16 protein-coding genes, 1 pseudogene and 1 riboswitch are annotated in these 23,659 nt (G+C 71.0%); of the genes and pseudogenes, 16 read left to right on the forward strand and 1 reads right to left on the reverse strand.

The window, feature by feature from the left end:
* The first annotated feature begins 200 nt into the window (after positions 1-200).
* From hpnC to hpnH, 6 genes are all read left to right on the forward strand, one after another.
* The gene (gene hpnC, locus FKD65_RS31520; protein WP_141581664.1) at positions 201-1,067 is read left to right on the forward strand and encodes a squalene synthase HpnC; all 867 of its coding nucleotides are present in this window, start codon (positions 201-203) and stop codon (positions 1,065-1,067) included.
* The gene (hpnD, locus tag FKD65_RS45840; RefSeq protein WP_240809688.1) at positions 1,068-1,928 is read left to right on the forward strand and encodes a presqualene diphosphate synthase HpnD; all 861 of its coding nucleotides are present in this window, start codon (positions 1,068-1,070) and stop codon (positions 1,926-1,928) included. It begins immediately after the preceding gene.
* The gene (gene hpnE, locus FKD65_RS31525; RefSeq protein WP_240809689.1) at positions 1,925-3,427 is read left to right on the forward strand and encodes a hydroxysqualene dehydroxylase HpnE; all 1,503 of its coding nucleotides are present in this window, start codon (positions 1,925-1,927) and stop codon (positions 3,425-3,427) included. The genes hpnD and hpnE overlap by 4 nt, the downstream gene beginning before the upstream one ends.
* Entirely contained in the window at positions 3,424-4,434 is a 1,011-nt protein-coding gene (locus FKD65_RS31530; RefSeq protein WP_141581668.1) for a polyprenyl synthetase family protein, read from the forward strand. Before hpnE ends, FKD65_RS31530 begins: the two co-directional genes overlap by 4 nt.
* 44 nt (positions 4,435-4,478) lie before the next feature.
* Positions 4,479-6,344 carry a squalene--hopene cyclase gene (gene shc / locus FKD65_RS31535; protein WP_141581670.1) on the forward strand — a complete coding sequence of 622 codons (1,866 nt, stop codon included), beginning with the start codon at positions 4,479-4,481 and terminating at the stop codon, positions 6,342-6,344.
* Between the two features lie 94 nt (positions 6,345-6,438).
* On the forward strand, positions 6,439-7,443 hold the full coding sequence (gene hpnH / locus FKD65_RS31540) for an adenosyl-hopene transferase HpnH (RefSeq protein WP_141581672.1): 1,005 nt from the start codon (positions 6,439-6,441) through the stop codon (positions 7,441-7,443).
* A gap of 82 nt (positions 7,444-7,525) precedes the next feature.
* Here the strand turns inward: hpnH and FKD65_RS31545 are convergent, their stop codons facing one another.
* The gene (locus FKD65_RS31545) at positions 7,526-8,317 is read right to left on the reverse strand and encodes a C40 family peptidase (RefSeq protein ID WP_141581674.1); all 792 of its coding nucleotides are present in this window, start codon (positions 8,315-8,317) and stop codon (positions 7,526-7,528) included.
* A gap of 9 nt (positions 8,318-8,326) precedes the next feature.
* Positions 8,327-8,465: riboswitch (cyclic di-AMP (ydaO/yuaA leader) on the reverse strand.
* A gap of 343 nt (positions 8,466-8,808) precedes the next feature.
* Here FKD65_RS31545 and FKD65_RS31550 point away from each other — a divergent pair.
* From FKD65_RS31550 to FKD65_RS31600, 10 genes and pseudogenes are all read left to right on the forward strand, one after another.
* Complete coding sequence (locus FKD65_RS31550) at positions 8,809-10,365, forward strand: MFS transporter (protein WP_141581676.1); 1,557 nt, start codon at positions 8,809-8,811, stop codon at positions 10,363-10,365.
* Between the two features lie 9 nt (positions 10,366-10,374).
* Positions 10,375-11,964, forward strand: a complete 1,590-nt coding sequence (locus FKD65_RS31555; protein ID WP_240809690.1) for a bis-aminopropyl spermidine synthase family protein — start codon at positions 10,375-10,377, stop codon at positions 11,962-11,964.
* A 174-nt stretch (positions 11,965-12,138) separates the two neighbouring features.
* Entirely contained in the window at positions 12,139-12,657 is a 519-nt protein-coding gene (locus FKD65_RS31560; RefSeq protein ID WP_141581678.1) for a SigE family RNA polymerase sigma factor, read from the forward strand.
* Positions 12,654-13,826, forward strand: coding sequence for a hypothetical protein (locus tag FKD65_RS31565; protein WP_141581680.1), 1,173 nt, complete (start codon positions 12,654-12,656; stop codon positions 13,824-13,826). Before FKD65_RS31560 ends, FKD65_RS31565 begins: the two co-directional genes overlap by 4 nt.
* Before the next feature lie 122 nt (positions 13,827-13,948).
* Positions 13,949-14,947: a sigma-70 family RNA polymerase sigma factor gene (locus FKD65_RS31570; protein ID WP_141581682.1), complete on the forward strand. Its 999-nt coding sequence runs from the start codon at positions 13,949-13,951 to the stop codon at positions 14,945-14,947.
* A gap of 35 nt (positions 14,948-14,982) precedes the next feature.
* A complete protein-coding gene (locus tag FKD65_RS31575) occupies positions 14,983-15,825 on the forward strand; it encodes a nuclear transport factor 2 family protein (RefSeq protein ID WP_141581684.1) in 843 nt (280 codons plus the stop codon).
* Between the two features lie 211 nt (positions 15,826-16,036).
* Positions 16,037-18,331, forward strand: a complete 2,295-nt coding sequence (locus FKD65_RS31580; protein ID WP_141581686.1) for a pyruvate dehydrogenase — start codon at positions 16,037-16,039, stop codon at positions 18,329-18,331.
* Positions 18,332-18,519: 188 nt separating this feature from the next.
* Positions 18,520-18,933, forward strand: coding sequence for a VOC family protein (locus FKD65_RS31585; RefSeq protein ID WP_141581688.1), 414 nt, complete (start codon positions 18,520-18,522; stop codon positions 18,931-18,933).
* A 248-nt stretch (positions 18,934-19,181) separates the two neighbouring features.
* Positions 19,182-21,476 (forward strand): hypothetical protein, encoded by a 2,295-nt coding sequence (locus FKD65_RS31590; protein WP_141581690.1) that lies wholly within the window; start codon positions 19,182-19,184, stop codon positions 21,474-21,476.
* Positions 21,477-22,331: 855 nt separating this feature from the next.
* A pseudogene (locus FKD65_RS31600) lies at positions 22,332-23,538 on the forward strand (IS110 family transposase).
* Positions 23,539-23,659: the final 121 nt, after the last annotated feature.

Consider the following 23,659-nt stretch of genomic DNA (forward strand, 5'->3'; position numbering starts at 1 on the left):
TCATCCAGGCGCCCGAGCTCCTATTCCCGCTTGACCACTTCCGGCCTATATTCATGAACGAGGGAAAATCGGGAGGCTTCGCGCGGCCGATCGGGGAGGTACGCACCATGGGCCCCGACGATGCCAGGTTTACCGGCTGGCCACCCGGTTAACGGGCATCGATAAGCGCCCCCGCGCCGCCACCGCCCAGGGGGAACACCATGTCCGTCAACGAGCGATTGTGGAACGCCACCGAAGAACGCCGGGCGAGGACCGAACTGCAGTCGCGGGAGAACTTTCCCGTCGCCTCCCGGCTGCTCCCCGCCCGCCACCGAGCGCACCTTCTGAACGTGTACGGATACGCCCGGCTTGTCGATGACATCGGCGACGAGGCGCCGCCGGACGAGCGGTCGGGCCTGCTGGACGTCGTCGAGCGCGACCTCGACCGGGTGTACGCGGGCGAGCGGCCGGAGCTCGCCGTGATGCGCGACCTCGCCGCGACGATCATCGACCGCCGTGTCCCGGCCGAGCCCTTCCGCCGCCTGATCCGGGCGAACCGCCAGGACCAGAACGTCACCCGGTACGCGACGTTCGACGACCTCCTCGACTACTGCACGCTCTCCGCCGACCCGGTCGGGCACATCGTCCTGCACGTCTTCGGCGCGGCCACGCCGGACCGGATCCGCCTGTCGGACCGGGTGTGCACCGCCCTGCAGATCATCGAGCACTGCCAGGACGTCGCCGAGGACCACCGCAACGGCCGCGTCTACCTGCCCGCGGACGACCTGCGGCGGTTCGGCTGCACCGAGGGAGACCTCACCGCCGAGGCGACCCCGACCCGGCTGCGCGGCGTCGTGGCGCTCCAGGCGGGGCGGGCGCGCCGGATGCTGGCGGAGGGCGCCGCCCTCACCGGCGAGCTCCAGGGGTTCGCGCGGGTCGCCGTCGCCGGGTACGTCGCGGGCGGCCTCGCCACCCTCGACGCGCTGGAGCGCGCCGCCTACGACGTCCTCGCGGGCCCGCCCCGGCCGGGTAAGGCGCGGCTGCTCGCCGAGTGGTCGCGGACCATGGGAAGGAGAAGGGCAGCATAGATGGACGCACCCACCGCCTACCGGCACTGCGAGAGCGTCGTCCGCTCCCAGGCGCGCAACTTCTCTTACGGGATCCGGCTGCTTCCCCCACCGAAACGGCGGGCGCTCAGCGCCGTGTACGCGTTCGCCCGGCGGGTCGACGACATCGGCGACGACCACGGGGCCCCCGTGGCGGACCGGCTCGCCGCGCTCGCCGGCGAGCGCGCCCGGGTCGCCGACCCCGGCGCCCATCCCACCGACCCCGTGCTGGTCGCGCTGGCCGACGCGGCCCGCCGCCACCCGATCCCGCTCGCGGCGTTCGGCGAGCTCATCGACGGCTGCGAGGCCGACGTGCGCGGCGCGGCCTACGACACCTTCGACGACCTGCTCTGGTACTGCCGGTGCGTCGCCGGCTCGGTCGGCCGCCTGTCGCTCGGCGTGTTCGGGACGGCCGACCCCGCCACGGCCGTGCCGCGCGCCGACGCGCTCGGCGTCGCGCTGCAGCTCACGAACATCCTGCGCGACGTCCGGGAGGACGGGCTGAACGGCCGCGTCTACCTTCCCGCCAAGGACCTCGCCCGGTTCGGATGCACCCTGGAGCGCGACGAGGCGGGCCGGACGACCGACGATCCCGACCGTTTAGCGAGCCTCGTCCGCTTCCAGGCCGACCGGGCGGAGCGGTGGTACGCCGACGGCCTGAAGCTGCTGCCCATGCTCGACCGCCGCAGCGCCGCGTGCGCGGGCGCCATGGCGGGCATCTACCGGCACCTGCTGCGGCGCATCACGGCCGACCCGCTGACCGCCCTGGAGACGCGGACGTCCCTGCCGGCCTGGGAGAAGGCGAGCGTGTCCGCCATGGCGATGGCCGGGATCCACCGGTGAGCGCCCGCGACGCGGGCCCGGCCGAGGTCGCGATCGTCGGCGGCGGGCTCGCCGGGCTCACCACCGCGCTGGCGCTCCAGGAGGCGGGGGTGCGCGCGACGGTCTACGAGGCCCGGCCGCGGCTCGGCGGCGCCACCCACTCGTTCTCACGGGACGGCCTGACGGTCGACAATGGCCAGCACATCTTCCTGAAATGCTGCTCGGCGTACCGGGGGCTGCTCGCCCGGCTGGACGCCCTCGACCGCGTCCGCGTCCAGGACCGCTTCGACGTCCGCGTGATGACCCCCGGCGGCACCACCGGCCGGCTAGGCCGCGCCGCAACCACCGGCCGGCTCCGCCGCACCGCAACCACCGGCCGGCTCCGCCGCACTGCAACCACCGGCCGGCTCCGCCGTGCGAAGGCCCCCGGGCCGCTGCACCTGCTGCCCGCCCTCGCCGGGTACCGGCTGCTCTCCCCGTCCGAGCGGCTGCGGGCGGTCACCGCGGCGCTGGCACTCGACCGGGTCGACCCGGCCGACCCGTCGCTCGGCCGGATGGACATGGGCACCTGGCTCGCCGAGCACGGGCAGGGACCGTGGGCGCGCGAGGCGCTCTGGGAGCTGTTCGTCACGGCCGCGCTCAACGTCCGCCTGGACGGGGCCGCGCTCGGACCCGCGGCGTTCGTGTGCCAGACCGCGCTCCTCGGCCGCTCCGACGCCGCCGACATCGGCGTACCGGCCGTCCCGCTCGGCGAGCTGCACGGCACGCTCCCGGCGGCCGCGATCGAGCGGAACGGCGGCCGGATCCACCTGAACGCGAAGGTGACGGCGATCGACGCCGGGTGCAAGCTCGTGGTGGACGGCTCGCCGGTCGGCGCCGACGCCGTCGTCGTCGCCGTGCCCCACCGGGCGGCGGCCGCGCTCGTCCCGCAGGAGGCGGCCCCGGACCGCGCGCGCTGGGACGGCCTCGGCTCCAGCCCGATCGTCAACGTCCACGTCGTCTACGACCGTCCCGTCCTCCGGGTGGACGGCACCGGCCTTCCGTTCGCCGCCGCGGTCGGATCGCCCGTCCAGTGGGTGTTCGACCGCACGCGGGTCAGCGGCCTCACCGGCGGCGGCCAGTACCTCGCGGTCTCGGTCTCGGCGGCCGACCGCTGGATCGACACCCCCACCGCCGAACTGCGCGCGGTGTACCTCGCCGAACTGGGGCGGCTGTTCCCGGCCGCCCGGCGCGCCCGCGTCACCGACTTCTTCGTGACGCGGGAGCGGCACGCGACGTTCCGCCAGAGCCCCGGCAGCGACGCGCTGCGTCCCGCGTCCGCCACCCGGCTGCCGTGGCTGTTCCTCGCCGGCGCGTGGACCGACACGGGCTGGCCCGACACGATGGAGGGAGCCGTGCGCAGCGGTCTGACCGCGGCCCGTCTCGTCCGTGACCACCTGCACCGGACCAGCCCGTCCCCGACCACTCCGCCTCCGTCTACTCCGCCTCCGTCCACCGGGGGCGAGGAGAGCGGCCGATGACCACCGTCCCCGCATCGATCACCGACGGGCGCGCCCTGGTCGACCGGGCCATGCGCGCCGGCGCGGAGCGCCTCGACCCGTGGACCCGCCGCGTCGTCGCCTACCACCTCGGCTGGACCGACGAGAACGGCCGTCCCGCCGCCGCGGGCGGCAAGGCGCTGCGCCCCGCGCTCGCCCTGCTGTCCGCGCGGGCCGCGGGGGCCTCCCACGAGACGGCGCTGCCCGGTGCCGTCGCCGTCGAGTTCGTGCACGCGTTCTCGCTGCTGCACGACGACATCATGGACGGCGACCGGACCCGCCGGCACCGTCCCGCCGCCTGGACGGTGTTCGGCCCGTCCGCCGCCATCCTCGGCGGCGACGCGCTGATGGCGCTGTCGGAGAACCTGCTCCTGGACCAGCAGACCCGCGGCGCCCACTGGGCGGCGCGCGCGCTGACCGCCGCCACGCAGCGGCTCATCGCGGGCCAGGCGCTCGACATCGGCTTCGAGCAGCGCGACGACGTGACGCTCGACGAGTGCCTGGCCATGGCGGCGGACAAGACGGGCGCTCTGCTCGCCTGCGCCTGCTCGATCGGGGCGATGCTCGCCGAGGGCCCCACCCGCCTCGTCACCGGCCTGACCGGGTTCGGCGCCGAGATGGGCCTCGCGTTCCAGCTCGTGGACGACCTGCTCGGCATCTGGGGCAGTCCCGGCACCACCGGCAAGCCCGTTCTGGCCGACCTGCGGGCCCGCAAGAAGTCGCTGCCGGTGGTCTACGCGCTGAACGCCGGGCGCCCCGAGTCCGAGCGGCTCGCCGAGCTGTACGCCGACCCCGGGCCGCCGTCCGAGGACGTCCTGCGGGAGATGGCCCGCCTCGTGGAGGCGGCGGGCGGCCGGGGCTGGGCCGCGGCCGAGGCCGACCGCCGCGTCGCCGCCGCCGGGCGCCACCTCGACGACTCGGGGATGGACGGGCACGTGGCCGCCGAGTTCCGCGACGTCGCGCTGTTCGTCACCTCCCGGGACCACTGACCAGCCGTGCCAAGGAGAAGGGCCGACGAGAAGGGAAGGGCTGGATGACCACCACCGACGTGTCCGGACTCACCGGCGCGGCGGCCGCCGCCGTCGAGGCGGCCCGCGACCACCTGCTCGGCTTACAGTCGCCCGAAGGCTGGTGGAAGGCCGAGCTGGAGACCAACGTCACCATGGACGCCGAGGACCTGCTGCTCCGCCAGTTCCTCGGCATCCGCTCCGACGCCGACACCAAGGAGTCGGCGCGCTGGATCCGCTCCCAGCAGCGCGAGGACGGCACGTGGGCGAACTTCCACGGCGGCCCGGCCGACCTGTCCACGACGATCGAGGCCTACGTCGCGCTGCGGTTCGCCGGGGACCCGGTCGACGCGGCGCACATGCGCGGGGCCGCCGCGTACGTGCGGGAGGCGGGCGGCATCGAGGGCAGCCGCGTGTTCACCCGGATCTGGCTGGCGCTGTTCGGCCAGTGGTCCTGGGACGACCTGCCCGTCATGCCGCCCGAGCTGATGTTCCTGCCGAGCCGCGTCCCGCTGAACGTCTACGACTGGGCGTGCTGGGCGCGGCAGACGATCGTCCCGCTGACGGTCCTCGGGTCGCTGCGTCCCGTCCGGGCGCTGCCGTTCGACCTGCCCGAGCTGCGGTGCGGCGTGCGGCCGGCCGGCGGGGCCAGGGGATGGGGAGCGGCGTTCAACGCCCTCGACCGCGTCCTGCACGTGTACGAGCGGCGGCCGGTGCGGCCGCTGCGCCGGGCGGCGCTGCGCCGGGCCGCCGACTGGATCGTCGCCAGGCAGGAGGCCGACGGCTGCTGGGGCGGGATCCAGCCGCCGTGGGTGTACTCGCTCATGGCGCTGCACGAGCTCGGATACGGTCTCGACCACCCGGTCGTCCGGCGCGGTCTGGACGGGCTCGAACGGTTCACGATCCGCGACGAGAAGGGGCGCCGCCTGGAGGCGTGCCAGTCGCCCGTCTGGGACACGGTCCTCGCCATGAACGCGCTCGCCGACGCGGGCGTCCCCGCCGACCACCCGTCCCTGCTGCGCGCGGCCGAATGGGTCGTCGGCGAGGAGGTCCGCGGGCCGGGCGACTGGGCGGTGAAGCGGCCGGACGTCCCGCCGGGCGGGTGGGCGTTCGAGTTCGACAACGACGTCTACCCCGACACCGACGACACCGCCGAGGCGATCCTGGCGCTGCGCAAGGTGTCCTTCCCGGGGGCCGAGGAGCCGATCAGGCGGGCCGTCCGCTGGCTGGAGGGGATGGCGTCCCGGGACGGCGGGTTCGCCGCCTTCGACGCCGACAACACCCGCGAGCTGTGCACCAAGCTGCCCTTCTGCGACTTCGGCGCCGTCATCGACCCGCCGTCCGCCGACGTCACCGCCCACGTCGTCGAGGCGCTGGCAGGGGAGGGCCTCGCCGGGTCGGCCGTGGTCAGGCGCGCCGTCGTGTGGCTGCTCAGGGCGCAGGAGGAGGACGGCTCGTGGTTCGGCCGCTGGGGGGCGAACCACGTCTACGGGACGGGCGGCGCCGTGCCCGCGCTCGTCGCGGCCGGGGTCGGCCCCGGCAAGCCCGCGATCCGGCGCGCCGTGGCCTGGCTCGAGGAGCACCAGAACCCCGACGGCGGCTGGGGCGAGGACCTGCGCTCCTACGACGACCCCGCGTGGATCGGGCGGGGCGAGTCCACCCCGTCCCAGACGGCGTGGGCGCTGCTGGCGCTGCTCGCCGCGGGCGAGCGCTCCCCGGCCGTGGAGGCCGGCGTCCAGTGGCTCGTCGACCACCAGCGCCCGGACGGCAACTGGGACGAGGACCTGTTCACCGGAACCGGCTTCCCCGGCGACTTCTACATCAACTACCACCTGTACCGGCTGGTGTTCCCCGTGAGCGCCCTCGGCCGCTACCTGGGAGCCGCCACATGACGCGGCGCGAGGCGACGCGGCGGGCCGGGAGAGGGCCCGCCCGCTTTCGGGGGGAGACCACCGAGTTCACCCTGCCCAAGGAGGGCCGGACACCATGAGCATGCCGCTCCGCCAGAGCCTCCGCATCGGGGGCTACATCCTCCGCAACAAGCTGCGCGGGCGCGAGAAGTTCCCGCTCATCGTCGAGCTGGAGCCCCTGTTCGCCTGCAACCTCGCCTGCGCCGGCTGCGGGAAGATCCAGCACCCCCACGACGTGCTGAAGAAACGCATGCCGGTCGAGCAGGCCCTCGCCGCCATCGAGGAGTGCGGCGCGCCGATGGTCTCCATCGCGGGCGGCGAGCCGCTCATGCACCCGCAGATCGACGAGCTGGTGGGCGAGCTCGTGAGGCGCAAGAAGTTCGTCTTCCTGTGCACGAACGCGCTGCTCATCCCTCGCAAGATCGACAAGTTCACGCCGTCGCCGTACTTCGCGTGGGCGGTGCACATCGACGGGCTGCGGGAGCGCCACGACGAGTCCGTCTGCAAGGAGGGCGTGTTCGACGACGCGGTGGCCGCCATCAAGGAGTGCCAGCGGCGCGGGTTCCGCGTCACCACCAACACGACCATCTTCAACACCGACACGCCGCAGACCGTCATCGACGTCCTCGACTACCTCAACGACGACCTCAGGGTCGACGAGATGATGATCTCGCCCGGCTACGCCTACGACAAGGCTCCGGACCAGGACCACTTCCTCGGCGTCCAGGAGACGCGGGAGCTGTTCCGCAAGGCCTTCGGGGACGGCAACCGCAAGCGGTGGCGCTTCAACCACTCGCCCCTGTTCCTGGACTTCCTGGAGGGCAAGGCCGACTTCCCCTGCACGGCCTGGGCGATCCCGTCCTACTCGCTCTTCGGCTGGCAGCGCCCCTGCTACCTGATGTCGGACGGCTACGCGCAGACCTACCAGGAACTCCTGGACGAGACCGACTGGGAGTCCTACGGGCGGGGCCGCGACTCCCGCTGCGCCAACTGCATGGCCCACTGCGGCTACGAGCCCACGGCCGTCTTCGCGACCCTCGGCTCCCTGAAGGAGTCGATCCGGGCCGTCCGCTCGGTCTGACGGTCCTCGGTCTTGGAGTGTCGTCTCCTGCCCGGCACCGGCGATCCGCCGATGCCGGGCGCTTCCAGGCCCACTTCCAGGCCTACTTGATGAGGGAGGTGGGCCGGTACGCCTTGTACTCGTCGTCCGAGGAGAGCCCGTAGTCGAGCGTCCGGTGGTCGGTGCCGTACCGGCCGCGCTGCTCGTACGCCCAGTACGACGTGTGCGCCTTGTCGGCCCACTTCTCGAAGATGACGACGTGCCGGGTGGTGTTGCTGCCGAGGGCGTCCATGACGAGGTCGCCCTTCTTCAGCTCGGACATCGCGATCCGCTCGGTGTACCGCGACGAGGTGAGGCCGACGGTGTTCGTCCCGGGCTTGGGCAGGCCCAGCGCCATGGACACGTAGCCCGAGCAGTCGGTGCGGTAGCCCTTGTGCGTGGCGGTCTGGCTGTAGGGGACCCGCTGGTCGGAGTGCGGATGCCAGGTCCTGGCGCGCGCGATGATCTCGGATCGCGCGTCCGACGCGGGGTCGGCCGTCCGCTGCCGCGGAACGTCCTGCTTCTTCGACGCGGTCTGCTTCTGCGACGTGGACCCGCTCGACGGCTTGGTCTTCGCCGGTGCCTTGAACTCCTTCTGGACCTGGGCCTGCACCGGGGCCTGGGCCTGGGGCCGGGCCTGCTCCGGTGTCCTGACCTGCCTCTGGGACTCGGCCAGGTGCGGCGCGGTCCGCTGCTGCGGAACGGCCTGGACGGCGGCGACCGACTCGGTGGTGGCGTCCTGCAATGTCGTCGGCAGGGCCGCCGTCACGCCGAAGGCGGTGAGGCCAGTCATCGCGCCGACGGCCCAGGGGGCGAGCCGGGGGCGGCGCCGGGGTCTGCTGTGCTTGCCTTTCAAGGGGGGCTCCTTGCTTCCAAGTGCCGCCTACCGGGTTAGCTGACGGGTTCGGGCGTGGAAGTCGCCCTACGGCCTGGGCAGGCCGACTCACCCCAGTGCGTGGTGGGTCCCCGGCTCCGCGCGACGGCGGACTCGGCGGGTGCCGCTGAGGGAGAAGCGGCGCTGACGATGTGAGGCCCGATCGATGGACCGGCTCGGGGCCTTGTGCCACGGGGGCGGGACGTTCCAGTTGGGGAACGGGACGCTGCCTACCCGAGTGGGACAAGAACGCCTGGAGGGCGTCTCGGAGGGGCAAACCTACTCAAACCTCCCAGAGATGGCAACCTCTCTCGCGAACGAACCCGCAGCTCAGTGCCCCCTTGAACCCCTCGTGACGCCTGCGGCCCACCTGTCCCGGGGTCTGCCGCGGGCCCGGATCGAACACTAGACGGAGGAGAAACCTCCAGTTATTATCCGGAGAAGAATCCTTCGTTTAGTGGGAGGTGGGCTCCATGGCCGCCATCAAGTCGCGGACCCCGTCCGGGTCCGACCCGTCCGGGCCCGGCCCCGGCCCGTCGTCGTCAGGCCCGCCCGGGGGCGTCCCGACCCGGCGCTGGGCGGCGCTGGTCGTGATCGCCGTGGCGCAGCTGATGATCGCGCTCGACGCCACGATCGTGAACATCGCGCTGCCCACCGCCCAGCACGCGCTGGGCTTCGGCGACACCGACCGGCAGTGGGTGATCACCGCCTACACGCTGTCCTTCGCGGGGCTGCTGCTGCTCGGCGGCCGGATCGCCGACCTGGTCGGGCGGCGCCGCAGCTTCCTGGCCGGGCTCGCCGGGTTCGCGGTCGCCTCGATGATCGCCGGCGCCGCGCCGGGCTTCGGCGTCCTCGTGGTCGGCCGCGCCCTCCAGGGGGCGTTCGCCGCGCTGCTCGCGCCGACCGCCCTGTCCCTGCTGGCGGTGACCTTCACCGAACCGAAGGAGCGGGCGAAGGCGTTCGGCGTGTACGGCGCGGTGGCGAGCAGCGGCGCGGCCGTCGGGCTGCTGCTCGGCGGGGGGCTGACCCAGTACGCCGACTGGCGCTGGTGCCTCTTCGTCAACGTGGCGATCGCCGCGGCCGCGTCGGTGGCCGGACGGATCGTCCTCCCGGCGCCGCCGAGCTTCCCCGGGGCGCGCGTCGACTGGATCTCGGCCGTCCTCGTCACCGGCGGCCTGGCGGCCGTCGTCTACGGCGCCGGGCAGGCCGCCCCGCACGGCTGGGACGCGTGGCAGACCACCGCGCCGCTCGCGACCGGCGCACTGGCGCTCGCCCTGTTCGCCGCGCGCCAGGCCAGGCACGACGCGCCGCTGCTGCCGCTGAGGATCCTCGCCGACCGCGGCCGGGCCGGCGCCTACCTCGCGGTGGCCACCGCGGTCGTCGGCGCCTTCGGGATCTTCCTCACGCTCACCTACTACCTCCAGGTCGTCGCGCACTTCTCCCCGATGCGCACCGGCCTGGCGTTCCTCCCGCTCGCCGTCGCCAACTCCGCGAGCGGGTACCTCGTCGGCGCCCTGCTCACCCGGCGCGTGCCCGCCCGGCTGCTGATCGGCGGCGGCCTGCTCATCGCCGCCGCGGGCCTCGCCGTCCTGACCCGGCTGGACGCGAACAGCGGCTACGCCGCCTCGGTCGTCCCGGTCGAGATCCTGCTGGGGATCGGCATGGGCGCCGTGTTCCCGCCGGCGTTCTCGCTGGCGACCGCGGGCGTCTCCCCGCGCGAGGCCGGGGTCGCCGCCGCCGTCGTCAACGCCGCGTCCCAGATGGGCGGGTCGATCGGAACCGCCGTCGTCAACACCGTCGCGATCGGCGCGACGGCGGGCTTCCTGCGCGAGCACGGCCCGTCCGCCTCAAGGGTGGACGCCCTGGTGCACGGCTACACGACCGCGGCGACGGCCTCGGCCCTCGCCCTCACCGCCATGGCCGTCCTGGTGACCCTCCTGATCCGCGCTGGGCACCGGTGGGAGCACGAGGGCCTGCACGACGGGCTGGACCCGCGGTCTGCTCTTCGGGGCGGGTCTGGGCGCCGGTAGCATTCGCGGGTGGCTGATGGGGAAGCGCCGAACGGTCCGCCGATCGCGGCGGACATGGACCCCCGGCGGATCCACACCGCGCTGGGCCTCCTGGCCGACCGGCGGTGGCGGACGCTCGGTGAGCTGGTCCGGGAGACGGGCGCCCCGCGGCGCTCGGTGGAGTCGCTGCTCGCCGGGCTCTCCCTGGAGCACGCGGGCGACCGGTTCCGGCCCACCCCGGAGCAGAGCGGCGAGATCGCCCACCTGCTGAGCACCGGGTACCGCCCGCTCGAACCGGCCGACCCGGTGGGGCACCTGCTGCCCGACCACGCGGCCGTGGTGGAGCGGATGGCCGGGCTGATCGAGCGCGCGCCGAGGGCCCGGCACGTCCTGGACCATGTGTCCGCCACACCCGAGACGGTGGTGCGGCGGGCCCTGCTCCTCGGGGCCCGCTTCTGGCTTCCGGGCACGCGCCTGCTGTGCGTCGGCGACCACGACCTGACCTCGCTGGCCGTCGGCCTGGTCCACCCGAGCGTGCAGACCACGGTGGTGGACGTCGACGAGCGGATCCTGGCCTACATAGACGCGTGCGCCGCCGAACTCGGGGTGGACGTGCGCACCCGGTGGGCGGACCTGAGGCTGGGGCTGCCCGCGTCGGCCGTCGCGTACGCGGACCTGGCCGTCACCGACCCTCCGTACACGCCGGACGGCGTCGGGCTGTTCGTGGCGCGGGCCGTGCAAGGGCTGCGGGACCAGGGCCAGGGCCGGGTGCTGCTCGCCTACGGCGCGAGCGACCGCACTCCGATGCTCGCGCTCAAGGTCCAGCAGGCGCTGCAGGACCTGAATCTCGTGAACGAGGCCGTCTACCCGGACTTCAACCGCTACTTCGGTGCGGAGGCGATCGGCTCGCGCGCCGACCTGTACGTCCTGCGGCCGACGGGCAAGTCCCTGCCGGCCGCCGACGCCCGCGCCGACCGCTTCGCGACGGCCATCTACACCCAGGGGCCCCAGGCGGTCGAGGCCCGGACGGCGGCGGGCGCGTTCCCCGACGACGTCGCCGACCTGCGCCCGGACGTGCTGGTGGGGGACTGGCCCAAACACGTCCTTCCGACGACGCCGCGAGTGCGGCTGACGACCTGGCTGGCCAAACCGTACGCCGCCCGGGTGCGGCGGGCGGCCGTCGCGCTGCCCCCGGGCCTGGAGGGAGCACTCGTCCGGGTGCTGCTGGCCACACGCGCCGAACAAGTGCGGGTCCTCTTGCCCGACCCTCCCGGCGACCTTGCGGATGAGACCGCCTCGCTGGCCGAGGTGTACGAGCTGACTCTGCACGGCTCGACCGTCGAAGCAGTGCGCACACGGCCCGACGAAGCCGACCAGGTGCGCCGCATCGTCCGAGCCATCATGGAGCGGGCCCACGGCAAGGTGGCCAACGTCTGGCGCGACGCGCTGATAGACGCCCACCCGAACCTGACCAAGCGCCAGGCCCGCACGCTCGTGACCGAAGCCGCCCCCTGGGCGCGAGACGTCACCCTCCTAGAACTTCCCCTCCACCGCCTGCGCGACCTCCCCACCTCCGTACGCACTTCCTTGGACCACGTCACCGCGTCATCGACCGGATAGCCCCCCTCCCACGGATCCACGTGCCTGCAGCCGCACCTCGCGTTCCGGATAGGGCGGTCGGGGCCGAGTGTCCTCGGCGGGCGCCGCGGTCCGGCGGATGGGAAGTTCGCGGGCGCAGGCATAGTGCCGTCTCTCCGAAAGCGTCTCAGTGGCGACAGAAATTCGGAGGTGACGATGGATGCCGCCGCAGAGCGACATTTTCGTGAGTTCGTGGAGGCGAGGTCGACCGCGCTGATGCGCCTGGCCTACCTCCTCACCGGGGGCGACCAGCACGCCGCCGAGGACGTCCTGCAGACCGCGCTGTTCAAGACGGCGGCCCGCTGGGACGACATCGAGAACCCGGAGGCCTACGTGCGGCGGGTCATGTACCGCCAGCAGGCGAGCTCCTGGCGGCCCGCGTGGAGGCGGCGCGAGGCGCAGGTCGCGGTGCCGCCCGAGGAGAGCGCACCCGACGGCACGTCGGCGGTCGACCTGAAGCTCGCCGTGCGCGGCGCCCTGGCCTGCCTCACTCCCCGGCAGCGGCTGGTGCTCGCGCTGCGCTTCCTGGAAGACCTGCCCGAGGCGGAGGTCGCGCGGATCCTCGGCTGCAGCGTCGGCACGGTGCGCAGCACGACCCATCGCTCCCTGGCGCGGCTGCGCCGGCTGGCGCCCGAACTGAACGAACCCGAGATGGCCGAGGAGGCCCCGCGATGAAACAGGAGACGATCGTCAAGCACGCGCTCGAGGACTGGGGCGCCCAGGCGCGGGTCCCGGCGGACCTCGCCGACCGGGCGCTGCGGGCACGTTCCCGCCGCCCGCACATCAAGATCGCGCTGGTCGGCGGGACCTCGGCGCTCCTCGCCGGAACGGCCGCCGTGGCCCTGGTCTCCGGCGGCGGCGCGGCGCGGCCCCGGCCCCCGGCGCCCGCGTTCGAGCCGGTGACCCTGTCGGCCGACACGACGCTCCGCACGGACCTCGGCAGCGCCTTCCCGCGGCGGCTCGTCGCCGCCGGGCACATGGCCGTGTCCGCCTACTTCACCGGCCGGACGGTGAACGCCAACGGCAAGCAGACCTTCGAACGCACCTGGCACCTGTACAACCCGTCGACCGGCGAGTACGAACCGGTGCCCTGGGCCTACCTCAGCGTCGCGCCCGGCATGGGACGGGCGGCCGTGCTGGAGGGACCCCTCCCCGCCGGCAGGGTCGGCGTGTACGACATGAAGACGAGGAAGGTCGTCCGCTGGATCCGGGTCGACCATCCCGTCGGCGGTGCCGCCTGGTCGCCCGACGGGCGCCGGCTGCTCCTGACCTCCTACGGCAGCAACCCGGACGCGCAGGGCAAGCCGGGGACGTCGTCCAGGACCGGCTACTACGTCGCCGACAGCGCGGCCGGACCGGGCGCGTTCCACCCCATGCCGGCCCAGCGCGATAACCCGGGCACCCGCCAGGACCTGGGATGGAGCCGGGACGGCGCCCTCATCTGGGCGCCCACCGCGACCGTCCCGGCCAAGACCTTCTACAGCCTGGAGGGCGGGAAGCGTCCCGCACCGGCGCACGAGGCCGAGTACGAGGACGAGGAGGCCGGCCTGTCCCCGAACGGCACCCTGCTGCCCAAGTTCGGCCCCAAGCCCGGCCCTGCGGTCACCGTCACCAACGTGGTCACGGGGAAGAAGGCGGCGCAGCTCCCCATCGAGTCGGCCAGGGCCTGGGCCGACGACCGCCGGCTGTTCGCGATCGGCTGCGACCCGCTCAAGTGCAAGGGGATCGGCGAGTTCCGCAACCGGCTGCTGCTGGTGGACCTGAAGGGAAAGATCACCCCGCTCACCGGATACCGCCGCTCCGACCGGGAGGGCTCCTGGGTCCCGGTCTTCACCCACCGCTGACGGACGCGCGGCCTGCTGCTCGCCCAGCCGTCCGACTGCCCTGATCCAGGCCATCCCCACCCGCCTCCACCAGGCCGAATGAGCGTTGAATCATCTCCGTGGCGCGCTGTTATGGTCCGACCATGGAGACGGCGGGGTTGCTGGCGGCTGCTCAAGCCGGGGACGAGGGGGCGTTCGGACGGTTGGTCGAACCCTTCCGGGAGGAGTTGCATGCGCACTGCTATCGGATGCTGGCGTCGGTGCACGATGCGGACGACGCCGTGCAGGAGACGTTGGTGCGGGCGTGGCGGGGACTGCCGCGGTTCGAGGACCGAGCGGGGATCCGGCCCTGGCTGTACCGGATCGCCACCAACCGGTGCCTGACGATGATCGAGCGGCGGGGGCGGCGGGAGCTTCCGGCGGACCTGGAGGCCGGGGCGGTGCCGGCGATGGAGACGGCATGGGTGGAGCCTTATCCGGAGTGGCGGCTGGGACCGGAGGACGCCGTGGTCGCCCGCGAGAGCGTGGAACTGGCGTTCGTGGCGGCCCTGCAGCGGCTTTCGGGATTGCAGCGGGCGGTGCTGCTGCTACGGGAGGTTCTGGGGTTCTCGGCCGCCGAGGTCGCCACGATCTTGGGGACTTCGGCGGCCTCGGTCAACAGTGCGTTGCAGCGTGCGCGCAGGAGCGTGGCCGGGCTTCTGCCCGAGACGAGCCAGCGGGAGGCGCTGCAGAAGCTGGGGGACCGGACGGTGCGGGAGCTGGCACGCCGGTATGCGGAGGCGTGGGAGGCGGGGGACGTCGACGCCATCGTGGCGATGCTGACCGAGGACGCGAAGTACTCGATGCCGCCGCTTCCCGCCTGGCGCCAAGGGCACGAGGGCATCCGGGCCTTCCTGCTGGAGTCGCCGCTCACCAGGCGGTGGCGTCTCGTGCCGACCCGGGCGAGCGGTCACCTCGCGTTCGGCACCTACATGTGGGACGAGGGGCGGGGTGTGTACGTCCCTGGGGGGCTGGACCTGGTGGCGTTGAGCGGGACGCGGATCGCGGAGGTCGTCTCGTTCCTCACCGCGGACCTGACGGCTTTCGGTCTGCCGGGGGAGATCCGGCCGGGCGATGAGTTCGGCGCCTCGTCGGGGTTGTAGGGGCGACAGGGCCGAACGACCCAGGAGGCATCCCCATGACGACCGACGACAGGACGCAGATCCACACGCTGATCCAGCGGTGGGCCGAGGCCGTCCATGCCGGAGACATGGACGGCGTTCTCGCCGACCGCGCGGACGACATCGTGATGTTCGACGTCCCGCCGCCCCACGAGGGGGTCCGCGGCATCGGCGCCTACCGTGACACCTGGCCGCCGTTCTTCGCCTGGCAGGCCGGGGGCGCCGTCTTCGAGATCACCGAACTGGAGGTGACGGCGGGGGAGGACGTGGCCTTCGCCCATGCGCTGCTCCGCTGTGGCACCCCGCGGGACCTGGAACGCGACCCCGCCAACCGGCTGCGCCTGACCATCGGCCTGCGCAAGGAGAACGGGCGCTGGGTCGTCGCCCACGAGCACCACTCGTTCGCCCTCGCCGGCGAGGGGGGCGCGGATGAGGAGATCCGGAAGGTCCACCAGGGCTGGTTCGGCGCCACCGAGGCCAAGGACCTTGACGGCATCATGGCGCACATCGCCGACGACGTCGTCTCCTATGAGCACAACGAGCCCCTGGAGTACGTCGGCGCCGACGCCGTGCGGGAGGTCTGTGCGGAGGGCCTGCAGGCCGCCACCGGCATCGTCCAGTGGGACGTCCCCGACCTGCGGATCCTGTCCCGCGAGGACCTCGCCGTCGCCTGGGGCCTCAACCGCGTCCGCGTCGAAGGGGCCCCGGACGTCTGGTCGAGGGGCACCCGCGTCTTCCAGAGGATCGACGGAGTCTGGACGATGGTCCACCAGCACGTCTCCTTCCCGAGCGACTCCCGCACCGGCGCGGCGCGCACCGACCTGCCGCCGGCTCGGCCCGATCGGCCGGACTCGCCATGAACCGGAGGCGGAAGCGACTCTGCTTCCGCCCTCGTCGCCGGACGCGTGGACGCCACCGCCGGGTCGCGCACGGCGGACTCGGCGTCCTCGGGCCGCGAAACGGCCCGTACCCTGGCGGGTGGCCGGGCGGCCGCCTCATCGCGGAGGTCGTCGAGGGGGATCCAGGCGATCTCCGTCGACCCGCCCGGGCGCTGAGGCAAAGGAGCCGACGATGAACGATCCGGTGGCGACGGCCACGCACTCCGGGGTGCTGGAGGAGGTCGAGCGGCGGGTGCTGTGGCTGGCGACGGCCATCGTGCACCACGCCAACCGGGTCCGGCCCAACTCGTCCGGGCTGAAGGTGGGCGGCCACCAGGCGTCGTCGGCGTCGATCGCCTCGATCATGACGGCGCTGTGGTTCCGCCACCTCGGCCCGGACGACCGCGTCTCGGTCAAGCCGCACGCCTCCCCGGTGCTGCACGCGATCAACTACCTGCTCGGCGGGCTGGACGAGCGGTACCTGACGTCCCTGCGCGAGTTCGGCGGCCTCCAGAGCTACCCGAGCCGGACCAAGGACCCCGACCCCGTCGACTACTCCACCGGCTCGGTGGGCATCGGGGCCACCGCGCCGATCTGGGGCGCGGTCGCCCGCCGGTACGTGGAGGGCGCGCCCGCGGGCCGGCAGTACTCGCTGGTCGGAGACGCCGAACTGGACGAGGGCGCCGTCTGGGAGGCGATCCTCGACCCGGGCGTGGCCGAGCTGGGCGAGATCGTGTGGATCGTCGACCTCAACCGGCAGTCCCTCGACCGGGTCGTGCCGTACCTGGCCGCGCACCGGCTGAAGGGCATGTTCTCCGCCGCCGGCTGGCAGGTCCTGACCCTGAAGTACGGCCGGCTGCTGACCGAGCTGTTCGAGCGCCCCGGCGGCGAGGACCTGCGCACCCGAATCGACGCGATGCCCAACCCGGAGTACCAGCGCCTCCTGCGCTGCGACGCCGGCGAACTCCGCGACCGCCTCCCCGGCGGCAGCGAGCCCGTCGCCCGCCTGATCGCGGAACTCGACGACGCCACGCTCCTCGCGGCCCTCCGCAACCTGGGCGGCCATGACCTCGGCACCCTCGCCGAGGCGTTCGACGCCATCGACGACACCAGGCCGACCGTGATCTTCGCGTACACGGTCAAGGGGCACGGCCTGCCCAGCGAGGGCCATCCCCAGAACCACTCCTCGCTCCTCACCGCCGACCAGATCACCGAGCTCGCGCCCGACCTGGGCGCCGACCCGGACGCGCCCTGGGCCCGCTTCGAGGAGGGATCGGCGGCCGCCCGGCTGTGCGCCGAGACGGCCGCGCGGCTGCGCCGGACCCCGTCCGCCCCGCAGGCTCCGCCACCGCTGCCCGACGACATCGGCCGGACCCCCAAGGGCACCGCGACCACCCAGGCCGCACTGGGCCGGCTGCTGCTCGACCTCACGCGGGAGGCCCCCGACGCCGCGGCGCGCGTCGTCACCGTGAGCCCGGACGTCAGCTCCAGCACCAACCTCGGCGGCTGGGTGAACAAGGTCGGCGTCTGGTCGCCCTCCGAACGCCGCGACTGGTTCGCCGACGACGGCGAGACGATCCTGCACTGGCGGGAGAGCCCGGCCGGCCAGCACATCGAGCTGGGCATCGCCGAGACCAACCTGGTCGGGTTGCTCGGCGAACTCGGAGCCACCTGGAGCCGCTGGGACCGTCCCCTGCTACCGATCGGCGTCCTGTACGACCCGTTCGTCGGCCGCGCACTCGAACCGTGGTCGTTCGGCATCTACGCGGGCGGCCAGTCGATCCTGATCGGCACCCCGTCCGGGGTCACCCTGGCCCCGGAGGGCGGCGCGCACCAGTCGATCGTCACCCCGTCGATCGGCGTCGAGCAGCCGGGCTGCGTCGCCTACGAGCCCGCGTTCGTCCTCGACACCGAATGGACGCTGCTCGCGAGCATGGCCCGCCTCGGCCGTCCCGACGGCGGCTCGGCCTACCTGCGCCTGTCGACCCGTCCGGTGGACCAGACCCTCGCGGCGGTCCCGGCCGACCCGGCGGCCCGCGAGCGCCGCCGCCGCCAGGTGGTCGCCGGCGCCTACCCGCTGCGCCGCGCCGAGCGTCCCGCCGTCACCATCGCGGCGATGGGCGCCCTCGTCCCCGAGGCCCTTGCCGCCGCCGACCGCCTGGAGCAGACCGGCGTCGGCGCGGACGTGGTGTGCGTGACGAGCCCCGGCCTGCTCTTCCAGGCCCTCCGCTCCCGCCAGGGCCTCGACGACGGACCGAACTGGATCCTGGACCAGGCGTTCCCCGCCTCCCGCGCCACCCCCCTCGTCACCGTCCTGGACGGCCACCCCCACACCCTCGCCTTCCTGGCCGGCATCAACAACGTCCCCTGCGCCACCTTGGGCGTCACCGCCTTCGGCCAGTCCGGCTCGATCGAGGACGTCTACCGCCACCACGGCATAGACACGGACGCGATAGTCCGCACCGCCCTGGACCTCCACTCCACCTGAAACACGGCGGCCATGTGACCCCAGGAGATCGATCAGGAATCAAGAAGCACCCGCCTTGCCCCTTACGTAACGTGATCCTCACGAAGGCGAAAAGGAGCCGACCGGCTCACCTAAGCCGATGTGGCCGCCCGGACCGGCCGGAATTCCCGGTCCGGGCGGCGCTCACCGCGAACGCAAGGAGAAAAGGCATGAAGGCTCACGTCAGCTCGATCCTGCTGGGCGTCCAGGACATGGACCGGTCTAAGAAGTTCTACACCGAGGGCCTCGGCTGGAAGATCCAGAACGATTTCGGTGTCTCGGTGTTCTTCGAATCGGACGGAGCCTCGCCGGTCGGCTTCTACGGCCGCGAAGGCCTGGCCGACATGGCGGGCGTGAGTCCTGAGGGCAGCGGCTTCAACGGCCTGGTCCTCACCTACGTCGTCCGCAGCGAATCGCGAGTCGACGAGATCATGTCCGAGGCCGAGAAGGCCGGCGCCAAGATCCTCAAGCCCGCCGGCGCCCTCCCCTGGGGCGGCTACGGCGGCACCTTCGCCGACCCGGACGGCTACATCTGGAGCCTCGGCTACAGCGACAAGGGCAAAGACCAGCCCTACGCCGAGTAACCGCCACCAGGACCGGTTCGGTGCTCCGAGGCGGTCATCCCAGGTTCTGCGTCACCGAGGCGGTCCCTCCCCGGCGAATTTGGACAGCATCTGCGGGTCTGCGATTGGAGGCGAGTCAGAGCGCCGCTCCGCCCATAAGGGGCTGGACGCCACGATCGGTGTTGTGAGCAGTGCCGAACGGAACTGTCGGTACCGCGTTGTATGGTCGAGGTAGGAGGCTCAGGGGTCGGTTTCATGTGGAGGACGCTGTGGCCGGGACTCTCTCGTACCGTTTAGAAGTAGCACATGTTTACCAGCGAAGATTTGACTGCGATGGCCTTGCAGAAGCATTGTCTTCGAGTCACTGGTACATCATTACTCGACGGCCGGCTCTGAAGATCGTGCAGGGCTCGGTGCGGATCGAAGATCGGATTCTGACCGCAGATTTCGCGACCCGCCCAGACCTCGAGAGTTCGGAAGAAATCTATACATTTGGATCGGACTTCTCTAAATTGGGGGACCTGAACGACTTTCGGCTACATGAAGGCGGTGCCTACTTCTCGGTGTCCGCAGCGGATAGGCTGTTTCATGGCGACGCTTGGGCTCTGGCTTCACTTCTCTCCGGAGCTGATGCCAAGGTCGCTGGCCAGGAAGTCCTCTACGTAGGCCAGGCATTCGGTCAGGGGGGTGGCAGGAATGCTTGGGAGCGCACGCAGAACCACAAGAAGCTGCAACGGATCTACGAGGATCACGTTGACAGCGGCTGCGAGATTTTTGTGGCTCCTCTTGTTCTGGAGCGCTCGATGTGGACCAGCGATGATCACATCGAGGATACTGAGGCGGGACCAGATCTCAGTGCTTATCTCCGAAGCTTCGCGGATCCAGATGGCAGGGTGACGAAGCCCGCTGTTGATCTAATCGAGCACAGTCTCATCTCCTATTTCGTTCCACCTTACAACGAAAAACTCAGAGAGTGGCGCGCTGCCAATCCAACGGGCGCCATGCGGAAGATGCGATCAGCCGGGTTTCGCCTCCTGCACGTTCACCTCAGCGGTTGGCAGGGGCTGGCTCGATTCTACTCGGCGCATACTCCGGACCTCATCCGAAGTCACTTCATCTCACAGGATGTTCCTCCAGAGCCGCGTCGCCCCGTCTTGCGTGGCATTACCGCGGAGAACTTGAGTGACTGGCGCTTCGACGCGATGCTCGTCCGCGAAGGCAAAGATATTTTTGCGGACGCGGCCGAACGTTCGGGAGCGATTCTCAGGGTATTCGGTGACGAAGCACCGCAAGCCCGCCGGCCGCCTGGGGTGCGGCTTGTGCAGAACGTTGGATCTGGTCCCTCCCAGACATGGCAGAGCCCCAGACATGAAGCGCATGAAAGAATTCGAGAGTCTCTTTATGGCCGTCGCGAGGAGAGAAGGCGAGAAAAAGAGGGGCCAAGGTATGGGGGGCCGAGCTACGATTCCGAAACGGGCGCAATTTGCATCGGAGAGTTCCAGGACGGCCAGAGAGTCGAATGGCGCCTGCATGATCCCCTCACTGGAACTGTAGATTCCGGGCTCATCGTCGGCGCCAGGGGACAGGGCAAGTCAAACCTGCTGCGCCTTTTGATGTTCGACGCCCTCAGTTCGGGTCGCTTCTTTCTCCTTCCGTCCGACCCGTCGGGACGTAACGAATTCCAGGCGAAGTGGGCGTCCGTGTGCCACGATCGTTTTGTGGCCACTGACCTTCCCCAGACGATCGCAAATCTTGAGGCTGCCGTGCGAATCATTGATGAGCGAAAGGCTGTGAACGAGTACACCAAGCCGTCTCGGGACATTCCAGGTGTCCTAGTCGCCATTGATGACGCAGATGCGGCTCTCCAAGACAAACGAGGTGCCCGGCTGGTCAGTGAGATTCTTGCATCGGGCGGACAGGTAGGGGTTGGCCTCCTAGTGGTCGTCTCCGACCTCGAGGCGCTGGAACGTAATCCAGCTCTGATGCGTGCTCTGCTTGGGTGTTCTAACCAGAGCGCCTTCCAGTCCGACGGATACGAATATTTGGCAGAATTCCGAGCTCGTTACGGCGATCGCCGTCCCGGCACATGGAAAGATGGCGAGGTTACCTTCGTTGTCCACCACGGAGAAGAGGACACGACCCTCGGTGTGGCAGTGGGCGTGGTGGATCGTGATTGCACAGTTGTCGAAGCTCAATCCTGGTGCGCAGAGATATTCGTTGCGGCCGATATTTCGGTGACGGAATGGACCCGAGCCAGCAGAGATCCCTTCTCATGGTGGACATTCGACCCCCTTCAGGTGAGCCGCTGGTGCTTGCGTCAACATGAGGACGCATGGGTGCTGGTGAAAGTGCTCGGCAACTCCCCATGCTCAGGACCTGCGGATGCGCTGCGCTGGGCGGCGGAATTCATGGCGGCGCGCTTCACCGCGACACTCTCACCTTGGCAGTTGGGCCCGTCTGTTGACGGAGCAGAGCTGTCGGCATACTACGCCGACGTCGAGGGCGACATCGTCCCAAAGGACCAGTATGAGATGATCAGAAGAATGCTGCTAAGCAAGTATTGAGGCTGTGACGGGCGTTCGCCGGGTCCGCGGAACCTGGCGTGTGCGTGGTTGGTGTCCTTTTGCGGTTGGGGCTTGTCGCGTCCCTTGCGGGCGTGAGGATGTGCGCGTCGGCACCCTGGTACTTCTTATCGGCCAGCACGAGCAGCCCGGTGCCGGCCAGCGGCCCGAATGATGCCCCAGATCCGGGCCGCGGTCAGGTCGTGGACCGAGCCGCGCAGCGGTCCCGACACCCACAGCATTGTCCCATCCGGTGCGGCGATGACCTGGAGATTCTACCGTGGCGGCGATGCTTTCCTGAATGGTAAAGCCGGTCGCCGCGACCTGGTCGATCCAAACCCAAGGTGCAGTCCAGCACCAGGTAGGGCAGCGCGGCTTTGACCGCTGTGGCCAGCGCCACGCCGAGTTTGGGCGCGCGGGCGGCGAGCAGGTCGACGGTCTCGTTCACGTAGCGCCACGCGGTGGTGTGGGGGTGGCGAATCCGGTGGCCAGCTCGGCGTAGGTCTCACCCTTGCGCAGGTAGACCATGGTCATCAGAGCCTGCATGTCCGGGGTCAGACGCCGGCCTTTGACACCGAGGGCCTGGCTGGGGCGGCGGACGACACTGGTGGCGTAAGCCAGGGTCCGGCGCGACAACGGTACAAGGAGCATATGACGGCATAACAATGGGGTGGTGGTTCAAGGGGGCCGGGTGTGGCTTATGTGAAGTTGCCGTTGATGGCTTGAGAGGCAAGGCCGCCCGATTCCCTGGACGCTCTGACCGCTGATTGAGAGCTGCGGATCATCGCTGTTCATGGCTTCGTTGGCCGGGGGGTTCCCTGGACCACAAAGGCATGGCCTGACGTGAGAAGGAACCCCCTGTTGAGCACAGTCCAGCAAGTCTGGGTCGGAGTCGATGTCAGCAAGGCCCACCACTGGCGGTGACCGTCGACCACCAGGGCCGGCGACTGCTGTCCCGAAAGGTCGCCAACGACGAAGAAGCGATCCTGGCTATGATCGCCGCAGCTTGCGAATTGGCCGGCGAGGTCCAGTGGGCGGTGGATATCTCCAGCCGGTTGTCGGCCCTGCTGCTGGCCCTGCTGGTGAGCCATGGCCAGCAGGTGGTGTACGTGCCCGGCCGGACGGTGAACCGCATGGCAGGGGCGTTCGCGGGCGAGGGCAAGACTGACGCCAAAGACGCTCAGGTCATCGCCGACGTCGCCCGGATGCGGTCCGGGTTCCGGCTGCTCACGACCTCGCCAGAAATGATCCACGAGCTCGCACTTCTCACGTCCTGCCGCCGCGACCCGGTCAGCTACCGGGTCCGCATGATCAACCGGCTCCGTGAACTACTGGTCGGCATCTGCCCGGCCTTGGAACGCGAGTTCGAGTACAAACACCGGGCCGGCCTGGTGATGTTGACCGGTTTCCAGACGCCCCCCGCGCTTCGCCGCATCGGAGTGAAGCGGCTGACCGACTGGCTGATGCGCCGCAAGGTGCGCTCCGCGACCGATATCGCCGAACGCGCGGTCATGGCCGGCCGCGCGCAGCAGACAGTCCTGCCCGGACAGGCTCGGGCCGCCAGGCTCGTCGCGGACCTCGCCCAACAGATCCTCGACCTGGACGAACGCCTCCAGCAGCTCGACGCGGAGATCACTGAGGTCCTCGCTGGAGACGAGACCGCCGAGATCATCCAATCGATGCCGGGCATGGGACCACTTCTGACCGCCGAGCTCATCGCACGGACCGGGGACCTGTCGAGCTACCGCAACGCAGGGCACCTCGCGGTCCACGCCGGGATCGCCCCCGTACCCAACGATTCGGGGCGGCGGCTCAACAACCTGCACCGCCCCACTCACTACGACCGACGTCTGTGCAGGATCTTCTACCTGTCAGCCCAGACAACCATGTCCAGACCCGGTCCCTCGCAGGAGTACTACCGCAGGAAACGAGACGAAGGAAACTCACGTCCAAACCGTTCTCAGCCTCGCACGCCGCCGAGTCGACGTCCCTCTGGGCCATGTCGAGAGGTCGTCCGCCGCTACACAGCAATGCTGCCAGCAGCGGCCGCTTGACAAAGCATTGAGATGCCTCTGCTGGGAACGGGATGTTCTGAGAGACCAACCGTCCTACCAGCGGTTTCTTGGCGTCCGGCACCGCCCACGATCATGCTGTGATCAGCGCGCACGAATCTGCCGCTCGAAGGC

It is taken from the genome of Actinomadura sp. WMMA1423 (assembly GCF_006547145.1).
GTDB lineage: Bacteria > Actinomycetota > Actinomycetes > Streptosporangiales > Streptosporangiaceae > Spirillospora.

Coding starts and splice junctions, on each gene's coding strand:
- hpnC (WP_141581664.1), top strand. CDS start 201: ATGTCCGTCAACGAGCGATTGTGGAACGCCACCGAAGAACGCCGGGCG.
- hpnD (WP_240809688.1), top strand. CDS start 1,068: ATGGACGCACCCACCGCCTACCGGCACTGCGAGAGCGTCGTCCGCTCC.
- FKD65_RS31530 (WP_141581668.1), top strand. CDS start 3,424: ATGACCACCGTCCCCGCATCGATCACCGACGGGCGCGCCCTGGTCGAC.
- shc (WP_141581670.1), top strand. CDS start 4,479: ATGACCACCACCGACGTGTCCGGACTCACCGGCGCGGCGGCCGCCGCC.
- hpnH (WP_141581672.1), top strand. CDS start 6,439: ATGAGCATGCCGCTCCGCCAGAGCCTCCGCATCGGGGGCTACATCCTC.
- FKD65_RS31550 (WP_141581676.1), top strand. CDS start 8,809: ATGGCCGCCATCAAGTCGCGGACCCCGTCCGGGTCCGACCCGTCCGGG.
- FKD65_RS31560 (WP_141581678.1), top strand. CDS start 12,139: ATGGATGCCGCCGCAGAGCGACATTTTCGTGAGTTCGTGGAGGCGAGG.
- FKD65_RS31565 (WP_141581680.1), top strand. CDS start 12,654: ATGAAACAGGAGACGATCGTCAAGCACGCGCTCGAGGACTGGGGCGCC.
- FKD65_RS31570 (WP_141581682.1), top strand. CDS start 13,949: ATGGAGACGGCGGGGTTGCTGGCGGCTGCTCAAGCCGGGGACGAGGGG.
- FKD65_RS31575 (WP_141581684.1), top strand. CDS start 14,983: ATGACGACCGACGACAGGACGCAGATCCACACGCTGATCCAGCGGTGG.
- FKD65_RS31580 (WP_141581686.1), top strand. CDS start 16,037: ATGAACGATCCGGTGGCGACGGCCACGCACTCCGGGGTGCTGGAGGAG.
- FKD65_RS31585 (WP_141581688.1), top strand. CDS start 18,520: ATGAAGGCTCACGTCAGCTCGATCCTGCTGGGCGTCCAGGACATGGAC.